The following is a 13,365-nucleotide window of genomic DNA, read 5'->3' on the forward strand; positions in this document are numbered from 1 at the left end:
CGGAGGAAGGGCCTTCGGGTGCGACAGACAAGGAGTTCAGAGAGTGGTAGCTCTACCGATCGATACGGCGAAGTTCACGGGGATCATCTGCGCCGTGGCCCCTACGCCGCGCATCGCCAACCGGGAGACCGGACAGCTTCGCGTCGACCGGGACACCGGCCAGACCGTGTATCAGGTGGGCCTCTGCCTGATGTCCGGGAGGTCGGCCGATGTCGTCACGGTGAACGTGCCGGGGGAGCCGTCGGGCGTGCAGAACGGGGTGCCCGTTCAGGTCCGGGACCTGGTGGCCACGCCGTGGGAGAACGAGGGGCGGCACGGGGTCTCGTTCCGGGCGACCGAGATCAAGCCCCTGACGGCTCCGGCAGCCTCGTCCGCGTCCGGCTCGGCGGCGACGGCGTCCGGGAAGGGGGCCGGACAGTGATCGCCCTGGCCTCCGCGAATTCTGCGGGGTCCGCCTCGTCGAGCTGGGTGCTCGTGGTGGCCGCAGTGCTGGTGTCGGGTCTGCTTCTGGCGGGCCCGGCCCTGCGCCGGCGCTATCCGGTGGCCTGGTGGGTGTGCCTCGGGTTTCCGGTGGTGTGCATACGGGTCGTGCGGACCTGGCGGCCGTTGATGGCCGGTTGCGGGCTGGCGGTGAGCCGTAAGGCGGCGCTGATGGTCGTCTCCGGGCTCGTCGGCAACGGTTCCGCTCCGCCACAACCTCGGGTGCCTCACCGTGGACTCATACGGCCGACTCGGGGCGGCTTCTGGTTCCTCGTCCGGCTGCTGCCGGGGCAGGTGCCGGAGGACTTCGTCAAGGCGGCTCCAGCCATGGCGCACGACTGGGAAGTGCACGCGGTCCGCGTGACGACGTGGAAGCCCGGTCTCGTTCGGGTGGTGGCCTCGGCCAGTGATCCGCTTAAGGCGCCACAGATACCGAAGCAGCGGGGTGCGGGTCGACTGCTGCGCGTTGCAGTCGGGGCGCTGGAGACCGGTGCTCAGTGGGTCATCGACCTACGGCAGGTACCGCACTGGCTCATCGTGGGCGCCACTCGTTCCGGCAAGTCGACGCTGATCAATGCCCTCGTCGCGGGCCTCGCTCGGCAACCTGTCGCGCTGGTCGGCATCGACTGCAAGGGTGGCATGGAACTTTCGCTCTACGGCCCTCGGCTGTCCGCGCTGGCGACCAACCGAACACAAGCGGTCGAGCTGCTCGGCGCGCTGGCCGACCTGACCTTGGACCGGATGACGGTCTGTCGTGCTGCGCGGGTCCGGAACGTCTGGGGGCTGCCGGAGGACGAACGGCCCGTTCCGATCGTCGTGATCGTGGATGAGCTGGCGGAGCTGTTCCTGGTCGCCAGCCGCAACGAGAAGGAAGAAGCACAGGCGGCGAGTACGGCGCTCATCCGGCTGGCGCAACTCGGTGCTGCGCTCGGCGTGTTCCTCGTCGTCGCGGGGCAACGGGTCGGCTCGGATCTCGGACCAGGAGTCACGGCCCTCCGCGCTCAGCTCGCCGGCCGCGTCTGCCACCGGGTGGCCGACCCCGGTACGGCGGAAATGGCGCTCGGTGACCTCAACCCCGATGCACTGCACGCGGCGCAGTCGATCACACCCGAACAGGCCGGTACGGCGGTGCTCGCCTCGGCCGACGGCTGGGACCGTGCCCGGTCCCACCTGGTCTCGGAGACGGAAGCGGAGCGCGTTGCCGCCGAGTATGCGCACCTCACGCCCCACGTGCCGGAGCTGGTCGCAGCAGGGGGAGGAACCTCGGCGGACGACGCTCCCCGCGTGCGGCTCGAACGACTCGACGGCGAAGAGAACGAGTGAGAGAGGGGGTGGATTCTCGTGATCGTTTCCGTATCCGCGGTGGTGCTGCTCGGCCTTCTGATCTGGTTCCTGCTGCGCATCCGGTACTTCCGATGGGCCGAGGTGCTGATCTGTTCGACCTTCGGTTTTCTCCTGGCCGAGACCGGCGCCGGACCTGTCGTTCAGGGGGTCCTGGACGGGCTCGGTGGACTCCTCAGCCAACTGAGCTGAAGGGAGGAGTCGCCCAAATGATCTCCATGAAAAACGGCTCCCGACGGGGCGCGAAGTCGCCAAACCCGACCCCGTCAGGAACCCACTCCATCCGCTACGTCAGCAGTGAAAGGAGCAGTCTCACTTTGTCCACTGCGCATCGATCGCGCAAACCGTCGCGCCGCCCCTGGTGCGACCTGAAGGACGACGCTCACCTGAAGTGCCAAGGTTCCGAACAGGTGGTCCTGGCCGACCGCGAGGGCGCTGAGCGGCGCGCCTGCCCTGCGCACGCCGCCTCGCTCTGGCTGACGGACCCGAGTCTGCGCTTCTCCGCGAAGACTCCACCGGAAGCCATCGCCGCAGTGATGCGGCAGGCGTTCGGGGGTGGCCGATGACGGAGGCCAGTGAAGCAGTCGCGGCGCTCATCGAGCGCGCAGGGCGGTCGGACTTCGACGGCTGGCGGCGGAGCGTTCTCCGCCTCGGCGGCTGCACCAACCCCATTCACCTCGTCGGCTCCGCCGCGTACGTGGACGCTGCCACGGGGGCGGCGCTCCACTCGTACACCTCGGAGGCGCTCGGCGGTCGGCTCCTGGTCGCGTGCGGCAACCGCCGGGCGACGGTCTGTCCGACCTGCGCTCAGCTCTACCGCGCGGACACGTATCAGCTCATCCGGGCCGGGCTGGTCGGCGGTAAGGCGGTCGCGGAGACGGTGAGCGGGCACCCTCGGGTGTTCGCCACCCTCACCGCTCCGAGCTTCGGTCCCGTGCACTCGCGGCGGGAGCGGGGCGGCCGAGTGCTGGCCTGCCGTCCGCGGAAGGCGGGGGAGTGCTGCCCTCATGGCGCTCCCGTCGGGTGCCATACCCGTCATGCGGCGGACGATCCGCGACTCGGTGAGCCGCTGTGTCCACGCTGCTACGACTATGCCGGCGCCGTGCTCTGGCAGGCGCAATCCGGTGAGCTGTGGCACCGCTTCACGCTCGAGCTGCGGCGCGTGCTGGCTCGGCGTGCGGGGCTGTCCCGTTCGACGCTGGCGGATGCGGTGCGGCTTTCGTACGCGAAGGTGGCGGAGTACCAGCGGCGGGGCCTCGTGCACTTCCATGCCGTCGTCCGTCTCGACGGTCCTGACGGGCCGGGGGAGACGCCTCCTCGCTGGGCAACGTCGGGTCTCCTGGCGGACGCCGTGCGGGAAGCGGTCGGCCGGGTGCGGGTCGTCGCATACGGGGCCGACGTGGTCGGCTCGCGCGTCCTGCGGTTCGGCGGGCAGTTGGACATCCGTGCCGTTCCGTCGTCCGACTCGGCGGACGGGCTGTCCTCGTCGGCAGTCGCGGGCTATATCGCCAAGTACGCCACCAAGGGTGCCGAGTCGGCCGGGGCCGTCGACGGGCGTATCCGGCACGGCAAGGACCTGGCCACGCTGCCCGTGCGGGATCACGTGCTCCGCATGATCGGCACCTGCTGGTGGCTCGGCGCGCTGCCCTCCTTCGAGGAGCTGAGGTTGCGGCGCTGGGCACACATGCTCGGCTACCGGGGCCACTTCTCGACCAAGTCCCGCCACTACTCCACCACCCTCGGCGCGCTGCGCTCGGCCCGTGCGGAGCACCGTGCGCGCGAACAGCGGTCCGCGCTGGGCCTGGACGACCGGGACGTGGTCCTCGTCGGCCAGTGGCGGTACGCCGGGCGCGGCTACAGCCCGGAGGCCGCCCTGCTCGCGGCCTCGGTCCGGGAAGGCGGTGACGGACATGGCGGCTGATGAGCTGATGACCGTTCCGCAAGTTCTGGCCGAACTGGGCGGTGTCTCCCGGCGCACCTTCTACCGCTGGCGCGAGGTGGGACGTGGCCCTGCCTCGCTCAAGCTGCCGAACGGTGAGATCCGCGTCTGGCGCAGTGAATTCACTGCATGGCTCCGGCGTCGTGAGGAGGAGGTCGTATGAAGTCGCAAGACGTGCGGGTCTGGGAGATCCGGCGCAACAAGTCGAGCAAGCGGCCCTCCTACGAGGTGCGGTGGAAGGTGGCCGGGAAACCGTTCTCGAAGACGTTCCGCACCAAGGCGCTGGCCGACAGCTACCGGGCCGGCCTCGTCAAGGCGTCTCGGGCAGGGGAAGGGTTCAACACGGAGACCGGCCTGCCGGGCTCCTTGGTCGAAGCGGCCCCTTCCCTCACCTGGTACGAGTTCGCACTGAAGTACCTCGCGATGAAGTGGCCGCACGCGGCCCCCAACTCGCGCGACAGCATGAACGAGACGCTGACGCTGGTGAGCACGGTCCTCGTGGGCAAGAAGCCCGGTCGGCCTGCGGACGCGGTGCTGCGCAAGGCGCTGCGGGGCTGGGCGTTCGTGCACGCGTCGAACGAGGACAAGGAAGAACCACCGGCCAAGGTGAGCAACGCGCTCGCCTGGGTGGCCAAGGCATCGCTGCCGCTTGCCGACCTGAAGAATCCGGCCGTGATGCGCAACGTTCTCAACGCACTCACGCTGAAGCTGGACGGGACTCCGGCCGCGCCGGAGACGGTACGGCGCAAGCGTGCGGTGCTGTCCAACGTCCTCCGGTACGCGGTCGAGGTCGCAGAGCTGAACGAGAATCCGGTGGCGTCCGTGCAGTGGAAGCCGCCGAAGCTCGCCAAAGAGGTGGACCGTCGGGTCGTGATCAATCCTGTACAGGCTCGGGAGCTGCTGACCGCGCTCTCGTACGTGGGGCTGTACAAGCGGGCGCGGGGGCGTCGGATGGTCGCGCTGTTCGCCTGCATGTACTACGGCGGGCTGCGGCCGGCGGAAGCGGTCGGCCTCCGTCTCCAGGACTGCGAACTGCCGGAGAAGGGATGGGGGCGGTTCATCCTGCACAAGACGCGTCCCACGGTGGGGAAGCGGTGGACCGGAACCGGCAAGGTCCATGATCACCGAGGGCTCAAGAATCGTTCGGAGGACGAAGTCCGGCCCGTGCCGGTGCCGCCGCAACTCGTGCGGATCGTCCGCAAGCACCTTGCGGAGTTCGGCACGGCCGAAGACGGCCGGCTGTTCTTCAACGAGCGGGGCGGTGTCATCGGCTCGTCGTCGTACTCCCGTACCTGGGAGGAAGCGCGCGCCCTGGCCCTCACCCCGGAACAGGTCGCTTCACCGCTCGCCGGTACGCCGTACGACCTGCGGCACGCGGCGCTGTCCTCCTGGCTGAACGCCGGAGTCGATCCGGCCGAGGTGGCGGAGCGCGCGGGCAACAGCGTGGACGTACTGCTGACCCGCTACGCGAAGTGCCTCGACGGTCGGCAGCACGTAGCCAACCAACGGATCGACGCCCTCTGGGAGGACGGTTCCGACACCGAGGATGCGAGCGAGACCGACTGAGAGCTGAGAACTGAGAGCTGAACGGCTACCGTCAGGCCCCTGGGAACCATCCCGGGGGCCTTCTCATGTGTCGGCCCTGACCTGCGGAAACGGGACCGAAATCCATCCCGCGAATACGCCGCGACCACCGACAAACAGCGGCTCGCAGCCGCATCCGGCTGCACAACGACAAACGCCCCGCAACCAGCATCCAACCTGGTCACAGGGCGTTTCGGCACTTCGTTCAAAGTACCCCCGGCAGGATTCGAACCTGCGCACACGGCTCCGGAGGCCGTTGCTCTATCCCCTGAGCTACGGGGGCGTGGCCGTCTGGGCGGCGACAGGTAGAACACTACCAGGTCACCGGGGGTGGGACGGAACGCGTTGTGCGGTTGGGTGGGAGCAGGGGTGGAAATGGGCAAATCCCGGACGCGGGTGGAGGGACGCGCCTACGCTTCTGGGTGTGCCAGGTATGTCCGGCCGGGTGCTTGTTGTGGACGACAGCAGCGTCATCCGGCAGTTGATCAGGGTCAATCTCGAGCTGGAGGGCTTCGAGGTGGTGACCGCAGTCGACGGTGCCGAGTGCTTGGACGTGGTGCATCGCGTGCGGCCTGATGTCGTGACGCTCGATGCGGTGATGCCGCGTCTGGACGGGGTCCGTACTGCCGAGCGGCTGAGGGCCGATCCGCGTACGAGGCACCTGCCGCTCGCGCTCGTGAGCGCGTGCACCGAGTTGGAGAGCGGGGGTGTGGTCGGCGATGAGAGAGGCGTGGACGCGTTCCTCGGGAAGCCTTTCGAGCCCGCGGATCTCGTGCAGCTGGTGCACCGGCTGACGTTCGGGAGACCGGGAGCAGCCGGGGCGGAGGGCGGCGGTTCCGGGAGAGTGCCGGACGGGGCTTCCGATGCCTTCGGCGGCGCCGACGAGGTCTCCGGAGTCTCCGAGACTGTCGAGCCCTGAGTCCGGGAGTCCCGAACGTGTGGCGGGTCCGGGTGCCTGCCGGCCTCGGGGGTCGGGCGCGGCGCCGGGGTTCGGCGCGGATACGGGGGTGCCCTGCGGGCCCGTGTCGAGGCGTTGCGTCTCCGTATCCCGCGCTCCGCTGTCCCGCGCTCCGCTGTCCCGCGCACCGTGCTGCGCTCCGTTTCGGATGCCGTGCGTCGCCGGGGCGGCGCAGTGCGTGAGCGCGGCCGCGGCGGGGGCCGTGTGGACGTCCCAGCTGCCGAAACCGGTTCGCGCGGACCCACCCCACCTCCCATACGCTTGCTCTGTGACACCCGCCCAGCTCTCCCGCACCATCCGGCAGGCGCTGCCCCATGTGCTGCCCGACGGTCCCGACGGTGAGGTCGTCGCTCCTTCCGCGGGGGACGGGTCCTCGGCTGACGCGGTGGCTGTGTTCAGCGGTGTACGTGTCGTGGTGGAGTCCCCGCCGCGGCGGGGCGCAGGTGACTACGCGACCGGGGTCGCCTTCCGGGCGGCGGCGGTCTGCGGCCGTCCCGCGCGGGAGGTCGCGCAACTGCTGTGCGCCCGCCTGGAGGGGGATGTGGACGCGGTCGATGGCGCGGAGGTCGTCGGTGGCGGGTTCGTGAACGTCACGCTGACGGACGACGCCCGGGTCGCGCTGCTGCGTGCGCTGGCGGAGGGCGGCCCGGCCGAGACCGCAGTCCTGACCGGGACCACCCCGACCGGGCCCGGGAACCCGGTCCGGGCCGCGGACCCGGTCCGGACCGCGGACGGACGGACAGCGTCCGCCGCCGAGGCACTGCCCACGGCGCCGCCCACCGCACCGACCGACGTCCCCGCCCGGGACATTCCGCGCTGGGCCGCGGTCACCGGTGAGGATCCGGCGGTGCTCGCCGTGCGTACCGAGCGTGCGAGTTCGCTCTTCCGGGTGCAGTACGCGCACGCCAGGGTCTGTTCGCTGCTGCGCAACGGGCGCCGGCTCGGGCTGCGCCCGGAGGTGGGGAGCGCGGTGCCGCTGGAGACTGCGGGTGCCCGGCTGCTGGCGCTGCTCGCGGACCGGGCGCGGGTCACGGCGGCCGGGCCGCTGGCGCGGCATCTGGACGCCGTCGCCCAGGCGTTCGCCGCCTTCCACGACGTGTGTCCGCCGCTGCCCCGGGGTGAGGAGAAACCCGGGGCCGCGCACTGCGGCCGGCTGGCCCTCGCCGAGGCCACCGGAGCGGTGCTGGCAGGCGGCCTGTCCCAGCTCGGCGTCAGCGCACCCGCGCATCTGTAGACATTTCGCAATCCAGGGACACAGGGACACGATCATGAGCCGTTCCGCACACCCGGCAGGGCCCCGGCACGCCGACGTTCTTCCCGAGGGCCATTACACGGCGCCTCCGGCCGATCTCAATTCGCTCGACCCGCGCGTGTGGGCGCAGACCGTGGAGCGCACGCCGGAGGGGGCCGTCGCGGTCGGCGGTCTGGACGTGCGCCGCCTCGCCGAGGAGTTCGGCACCCCGGCGTATGTGATGGACGAGACCGACTTCCGGGCCCGCTGCCGTGCCTGGCGGGACGCGTTCGGGCCCGATGCCGACGTCTACTACGCGGGGAAGGCGTTCCTCTCCCGGGCTGTCGTGCGCTGGCTGCACGAGGAGGGGCTGAACCTCGACGTGTGCTCGGGCGGCGAGCTGGCGACCGCGCTGGACGCGGGTATGCCCGCCGAGCGCATCGCGCTGCACGGCAACAACAAGTCCGACGAGGAGATCGAGCGGGCCGTCGAGGCGGGTGTGGGGCGGATCGTGCTGGACTCGTTCCAGGAGATCGCCCGGGTCGCGCACACCGCCGCGCGGCTGGGGCGGCGGCAGCCGGTGCAGATCCGGGTCACGGTCGGTGTCGAGGCGCACACGCACGAGTTCATCGCGACGGCGCACGAGGACCAGAAGTTCGGGCTGGCGCTGGCCGGGGGCGGCTCCTCCTCCGAGGCAGGCGAGGGACCGGCGGCCGAGGCGGTGCGGCGGGTCCTGATGCTGGACAGTCTGGAGCTGACCGGGATCCACTCGCACATCGGCTCGCAGATCTTCGACATGGCCGGTTTCGAGGTCTCGGCCCGCCGCGTGGTGGGGCTGCTGACCCGGATCCGGGACGAGCACGGGGTCGAGCTGCCGGAGATCGACCTGGGCGGCGGGCTGGGGATCGCCTACACGCCGGAGGACGATCCGCGTGAGCCGCACGAGATCGCCAAGGCGCTGGGGGACATCGTCACGCGCGAGTGCGAGGCGGCGGGGCTGGCGGTGCCGCGGCTGTCGGTGGAGCCGGGGCGTGCGATCGCCGGGCCGACGGCGTTCACGCTGTACGAGGTCGGCACGCTCAAGGAGCTGGAGGGGCTGCGGACGTATGTGAGCGTGGACGGCGGGATGTCGGACAACATCCGTACGGCGCTCTACGACGCCGAGTACAGCGTGGCGCTGGTCTCCCGGGCGTCGGCGGCGGAGCCGATGCTCAGCCGGGTGGTGGGCAAGCACTGCGAGAGCGGTGACATCGTCGTACGGGACGCGTTCCTGCCCGCCGACCTGGCGCCGGGCGATCTGCTGGCCGTGCCGGCGACCGGCGCGTACTGCCGTTCGATGGCGAGCAACTACAACCATGCGCTGCGGCCGCCGGTCGTCGCGGTGCGGGACGGGCAGGCGCGGACGATCGTGCGGCGTGAGACGGAGGAGGATCTCCTGCGGCTCGATGTCGGTTAGCGAGATATACGTCCCACATACTGGAACAGGCGTGGAATCTCCGTATCGGTACGTGAGACTTGACGGGACGAAGACGCCGCGTGCGGCGGGCCGGAAGGCGGGCCGCACGAGAAGAAGTCGAGAATGAGCCGAGAAGAAGAGGTCAGATGATGCGTACGCGTCCGCTGAAGGTGGCGCTGCTGGGCTGTGGGGTCGTCGGCTCAGAGGTGGCACGCATCATGACGACGCACGCGGAGGACCTCGCGCAACGCATCGGCGCCCCGGTGGAACTCGCCGGGGTCGCCGTGCGCCGCCCCGACCGGGTCCGCGCGGGCATCGACCCGGCGCTGGTGACCACCGACGCGGCGGCGCTCGCCGCGCGCGCGGACATCGACGTGGTGGTCGAGGTCATCGGCGGCCTGGAGCCCGCCCGGACCCTGATCACCTCGGCCTTCGAGCACGGCGCCAGCGTCGTGACCGCGAACAAGGCGCTGCTGGCCGAGGACGGCTCCACCCTCCACGAGTCCGCCGACAAGTACGGCGTCGACCTCTTCTACGAGGCGGCCGTGGCCGCCGCCATCCCGCTGGTGCGCCCGCTGCGCGAGTCCCTGGCGGGCGACAAGGTCAACCGCGTGCTGGGCATCGTCAACGGCACCACCAACTTCATCCTCGACCGGATGGAGTCCACCGGCGCCGGCTACAGCGAGGCGCTGGACGAGGCCACCGCGCTCGGCTACGCGGAGGCCGACCCCACCGCCGACGTGGAGGGCTTCGACGCCGCCGCCAAGGCCGCCATCCTGGCCGGTATCGCCTTCCACACCCGGGTGCGGCTGGACGACGTGCACCGCGAGGGCCTGGCCGAGGTCACGGCGGCCGACATCGCCTCCGCGAAACGGATGGGCTGCACCGTCAAGCTCCTGGCCATCTGCGAGCGGGCCGCGGACGGCCGCTCGGTGACCGCACGGGTGCACCCCGCGATGCTGCCGCTCAGCCATCCGCTCGCCTCGGTACGGGAGGCGTACAACGCCGTCTTCGTCGAGTCCGAGGCGGCGGGGCAGCTGATGTTCTACGGCCCGGGGGCGGGGGGCTCGCCCACCGCCTCCGCCGTGCTCGGCGACCTGGTCGCCGCGTGCCGCAACAAGCTCAGCGGCGGCCGCGGCCCCGGCGAGTCCGCCTACGCGCAGCTGCCCGTCTCGCCCATGGGCGAGGTGGTCACCCGCTACCACATCAGTCTGGACGTCGCCGACAAGCCGGGTGTGCTGGCACAGGTGGCGATGGTCTTCGCCGAGCACGGGGTCTCCATCGACACCGTGCGGCAGAAGGGCAAGGAGGGCCCGCACGACGGCGCCTGGCTCGTCGTGGTCACCCACCGTGCCCAGGACGCGGCGCTCGGCGCGACGGTCGAGGCGCTCCGCGGCCTCGACACGGTGCGCGGGGTGGCCAGCATCATGCGGGTCGAGGGGGAGTGAGCGTGCCGGGCGCCGTCCGCGGGAACGCGCGGGGCGGCGGACCCGGGGAAGGCGCGGCCGCGGCACGCGGCGCGAGCAGCCGGCGCGGTGGGCAGCGTCGGACAATGGTCAGTAAGGGAGCCGAGGAACAGTGACCGTCATGGAGCCTGCGATGTCACAGATGCGGGAGGCTGGCGACGCCGGTGCTCCGGCCGCGCCCGCCGCCGGGCCCGGTGCGGGGCGCCCGCAGTGGCGCGGCATCATCGAGGAGTACCGGGACCGGCTGCCGGTCGCCCCGGGGACCGCGCCCGTCACCCTCCGTGAGGGCGGCACGCCGCTGGTGCCGGCCCAGAAGCTCTCCGAGCTGACCGGCTGCGACGTCCACCTCAAGGTGGAGGGCGCCAATCCCACCGGTTCCTTCAAGGACCGCGGGATGACGATGGCCATCACCCGCGCCAAGGAGGAGGGTGCCCAGGCCGTCATCTGCGCCTCCACCGGGAACACCTCCGCTTCGGCGGCGGCCTACGCCGTGCGGGCCGGGATGGTCTGCGCCGTGCTGGTGCCGCAGGGCAAGATCGCGCTGGGCAAGATGGGCCAGGCGCTGGTGCACGGCGCGAAGATCCTCCAGGTCGACGGCAACTTCGACGACTGCCTGGAGCTGGCCCGCGGGCTGTCGGACAAATATCCGGTGGCGCTGGTCAATTCCGTCAATCCGGTGCGGATCGAGGGGCAGAAGACCGCGGCGTTCGAGATCGTGGACATGCTCGGCGACGCGCCCGACATCCACGTCCTCCCGGTGGGCAACGCGGGCAACATCACGGCCTACTGGAAGGGCTACCGCGAGTATCACCAGGACGGTCCGGCCGCCCGCACCCCGCGGATGTGGGGCTACCAGGCGTCGGGCGCGGCGCCGATCGTGCGGGGCGAGGCCGTCAAGGAGCCGAGCACCATCGCCACCGCCATCCGGATCGGCAACCCGGCGTCCTGGACGCTGGCCGAGCAGGCGCGCGACGAGTCGGGCGGCTTCATCGATGCGGTGACCGACCGTCAGATCCTGCGTGCCTACCGGCTGTTGGCCGCTCAGGAAGGTGTCTTCGTGGAGCCGGCCTCGGCCGCCTCGGTGGCGGGCCTGCTGCAGGCCGCCGAGCAGGGCAGGGTCGATCCCGGGCAGCGGATCGTCTGCACCGTCACCGGCAACGGGCTCAAGGACCCGGACTGGGCCGTGGCGGGCGCGCCGCAGCCGATCGTGGTCCCCGTCGACGCGGACGCCGCCGCCGAGCGCCTCGGCCTGGTCTGACCCGGTGTCGCCGCCGGTGCGGTCCGCCGCGCCGGCGGTGCCGCCGCGGTGCCGCCGCACCGGAGTTCCGGACCGGATCCGCTCCGCGGGTTTCCCCGGGGTGGTCGCCGGGGCAGACCCCTGGTGCGGGTCTCGACCGAACCGCCCACCCCGACCGGCCCACCCGGGCCGGCCCCCTCCGGGGCGGGAAGGTTCGGCGCGCGGTACGGACGCGTACCGCGCGGAAGCACGGGGAGGCTTACGACACGCATCGTGCGCCTCCCGTGCGCCCTATGTCGCCAGTGAACCCACCTTCGATAGGCTGAGTTTCACCCCGACTCCCGTACGTCCCCGCCACGGGTGTGCCCGGAGCCGTGACCGGTCCGGCCCAGCCGCGGTCGAGGGGATGCTCCGCACACCCAAACCAAGGAGAGTCATCGAGAGATGGCCGGTCCCGCGTTCCGCGCCGCCGCCGTCCGAGTGCGTGTCCCCGCCACCAGCGCCAATCTCGGCCCCGGCTTCGACGCACTCGGTCTCGCTCTGGGGATCTATGACGACGTGGTGGTCCGCGTCGCCGACTCCGGTCTGCACATCGACATCGCGGGCGAGGGCGCCGAGGCCCTGCCCCGGGACGAGGAGCATCTGCTCGTCCGCTCCCTGCGCACCGCCTTCGACCTGCTGGGCGGGCAGCCGCGCGGCCTGGAGGTGGTGTGCGCCAACCGCATCCCGCACGGCCGCGGCCTGGGCTCCTCCTCCGCCGCCATCTGCGCCGGGGTGATGGCGGCCCGCGCCGTGACCACCGGCGGCGAGGCCCGGCTGGACGACACCGCGCTGCTGGAGCTCGCCACCGAGATCGAGGGCCACCCCGACAACGTCGCCGCCTGCCTGCTCGGCGGCTTCACCCTGGCCTGGACGGACGGCGGCGCGGCCCGCGCGCTGCGGATGGCGCCCGCCGCCTCCCTCGTCCCGGTGGTCTTCGTCCCCGCGCAGCCCCTGCTCACGCAGACCGCCCGGGGGCTGCTGCCGCGCACCGTGCCGCATGTCGACGCGGCGTTCAACGCGGGGCGCGCGGCGCTGCTGGTGGAGGCCATGACACGCCGCCCGGAGCTGCTGCTGGCCGCCACCGAGGACCGGCTGCACCAGGAGTACCGGGCCCCGGCGATGACGGAGAGCGCGGATCTGGTCGGCCGGCTGCGCGTCGAGGGCGTTCCCGCCGTGATCTCGGGAGCGGGCCCGACGGTCCTGGCGCTGGCCTCGGACGAGGGCGAGGCCGACAAGGTGTCCCGGCTGGCGGGTGAGGGCTGGACGGCGAACCGGCTGGCTCTCGACCTGGACGGAGCAAGCGTCCTGCCGCTCTCCGCGGGCGCCCGGAGCGGTGCTGACGAGGCCGGGGACGCGCCGGGAGGCACGGACAGCGGGTCCCGGTGACAGCGGGTTGTGGATCTTCGAGAGGGGGAATGTTTGTTGGATCCGGTAGTGTTAACCTCAAGTCTGCACGTGCAGTCTCGTGGACTTCGCACAGGTATGTGTGATGGTCCGAAGAGTGCGGTGCTTGCGTGTTCCCCTGGTAGCTCCAGTAGGGACCACCTCTTCTTCCAGGAGCCTCCCACACTGCTCGGGCCGTTGCCGGGCAGCGGCGAACACGCTCCGGAGCCGACGTGAAGGACATCCAT

Annotated in this window: 13 protein-coding genes and 1 tRNA gene; 13 read left to right on the forward strand and 1 reads right to left on the reverse strand. The window is 71.4% G+C overall.

All coding sequences use genetic code 11. The features are described from left to right. Positions 1 to 43: 43 nt before the first annotated feature. Genes A949_RS0103380 through A949_RS0103405 form a run of 7 tightly spaced genes read left to right on the forward strand, consistent with a single transcriptional unit; the run spans position 44 to position 5,326 of the window. The gene (locus A949_RS0103380; RefSeq protein WP_019354597.1) at positions 44 to 421 is read left to right on the forward strand and encodes an SCO3933 family regulatory protein; all 378 of its coding nucleotides are present in this window, start codon (positions 44 to 46) and stop codon (positions 419 to 421) included. Continuing rightward, on the forward strand, positions 418 to 1,803 hold the full coding sequence (locus tag A949_RS0103385; RefSeq protein ID WP_019354598.1) for an FtsK/SpoIIIE domain-containing protein: 1,386 nt from the start codon (positions 418 to 420) through the stop codon (positions 1,801 to 1,803). Before A949_RS0103380 ends, A949_RS0103385 begins: the two co-directional genes overlap by 4 nt. Before the next feature lie 18 nt (positions 1,804 to 1,821). Then, entirely contained in the window at positions 1,822 to 2,013 is a 192-nt protein-coding gene (locus A949_RS0103390) for a hypothetical protein (protein WP_019354599.1), read from the forward strand. A gap of 17 nt (positions 2,014 to 2,030) precedes the next feature. After that, the gene (locus A949_RS36065; RefSeq protein WP_237735723.1) at positions 2,031 to 2,387 is read left to right on the forward strand and encodes a hypothetical protein; all 357 of its coding nucleotides are present in this window, start codon (positions 2,031 to 2,033) and stop codon (positions 2,385 to 2,387) included. Continuing rightward, positions 2,384 to 3,742 (forward strand): replication initiator, encoded by a 1,359-nt coding sequence (locus A949_RS0103395; RefSeq protein WP_019354600.1) that lies wholly within the window; start codon positions 2,384 to 2,386, stop codon positions 3,740 to 3,742. Before A949_RS36065 ends, A949_RS0103395 begins: the two co-directional genes overlap by 4 nt. After that, positions 3,732 to 3,923 carry a helix-turn-helix transcriptional regulator gene (locus A949_RS0103400; RefSeq protein WP_019354601.1) on the forward strand — a complete coding sequence of 64 codons (192 nt, stop codon included), beginning with the start codon at positions 3,732 to 3,734 and terminating at the stop codon, positions 3,921 to 3,923. The genes A949_RS0103395 and A949_RS0103400 overlap by 11 nt, the downstream gene beginning before the upstream one ends. Then, positions 3,920 to 5,326, forward strand: a complete 1,407-nt coding sequence (locus A949_RS0103405; protein ID WP_019354602.1) for a tyrosine-type recombinase/integrase — start codon at positions 3,920 to 3,922, stop codon at positions 5,324 to 5,326. Before A949_RS0103400 ends, A949_RS0103405 begins: the two co-directional genes overlap by 4 nt. A 229-nt stretch (positions 5,327 to 5,555) precedes the next feature. Here A949_RS0103405 and A949_RS0103410 read toward each other — a convergent pair. Beyond that, positions 5,556 to 5,627 (reverse strand) — tRNA-Arg (locus A949_RS0103410). Between the two features lie 150 nt (positions 5,628 to 5,777). Between A949_RS0103410 and A949_RS32315 the strand changes: the two genes are divergently transcribed. From A949_RS32315 to thrB, 6 genes are all read left to right on the forward strand, one after another. Continuing rightward, on the forward strand, positions 5,778 to 6,263 hold the full coding sequence (locus A949_RS32315; RefSeq protein ID WP_019354603.1) for a response regulator: 486 nt from the start codon (positions 5,778 to 5,780) through the stop codon (positions 6,261 to 6,263). A 307-nt stretch (positions 6,264 to 6,570) separates the two neighbouring features. Then, positions 6,571 to 7,536, forward strand: coding sequence for a DALR anticodon-binding domain-containing protein (locus tag A949_RS0103420; protein ID WP_019354604.1), 966 nt, complete (start codon positions 6,571 to 6,573; stop codon positions 7,534 to 7,536). Between the two features lie 34 nt (positions 7,537 to 7,570). Then, positions 7,571 to 8,989, forward strand: a complete 1,419-nt coding sequence (gene lysA / locus A949_RS0103425) for a diaminopimelate decarboxylase (RefSeq protein WP_026004303.1) — start codon at positions 7,571 to 7,573, stop codon at positions 8,987 to 8,989. 149 nt (positions 8,990 to 9,138) lie between these two features. Next, the gene (locus tag A949_RS0103430) at positions 9,139 to 10,437 is read left to right on the forward strand and encodes a homoserine dehydrogenase (protein ID WP_026004304.1); all 1,299 of its coding nucleotides are present in this window, start codon (positions 9,139 to 9,141) and stop codon (positions 10,435 to 10,437) included. Between the two features lie 160 nt (positions 10,438 to 10,597). Continuing rightward, positions 10,598 to 11,713, forward strand: coding sequence for a threonine synthase (gene thrC, locus A949_RS0103435; RefSeq protein WP_019354607.1), 1,116 nt, complete (start codon positions 10,598 to 10,600; stop codon positions 11,711 to 11,713). A gap of 423 nt (positions 11,714 to 12,136) precedes the next feature. Beyond that, positions 12,137 to 13,120: a homoserine kinase gene (gene thrB, locus A949_RS32320; protein ID WP_019354608.1), complete on the forward strand. Its 984-nt coding sequence runs from the start codon at positions 12,137 to 12,139 to the stop codon at positions 13,118 to 13,120. Positions 13,121 to 13,365: the final 245 nt, after the last annotated feature.

This window comes from Streptomyces sp. AA1529 (assembly GCF_000280905.1).
GTDB lineage: Bacteria > Actinomycetota > Actinomycetes > Streptomycetales > Streptomycetaceae > Streptomyces.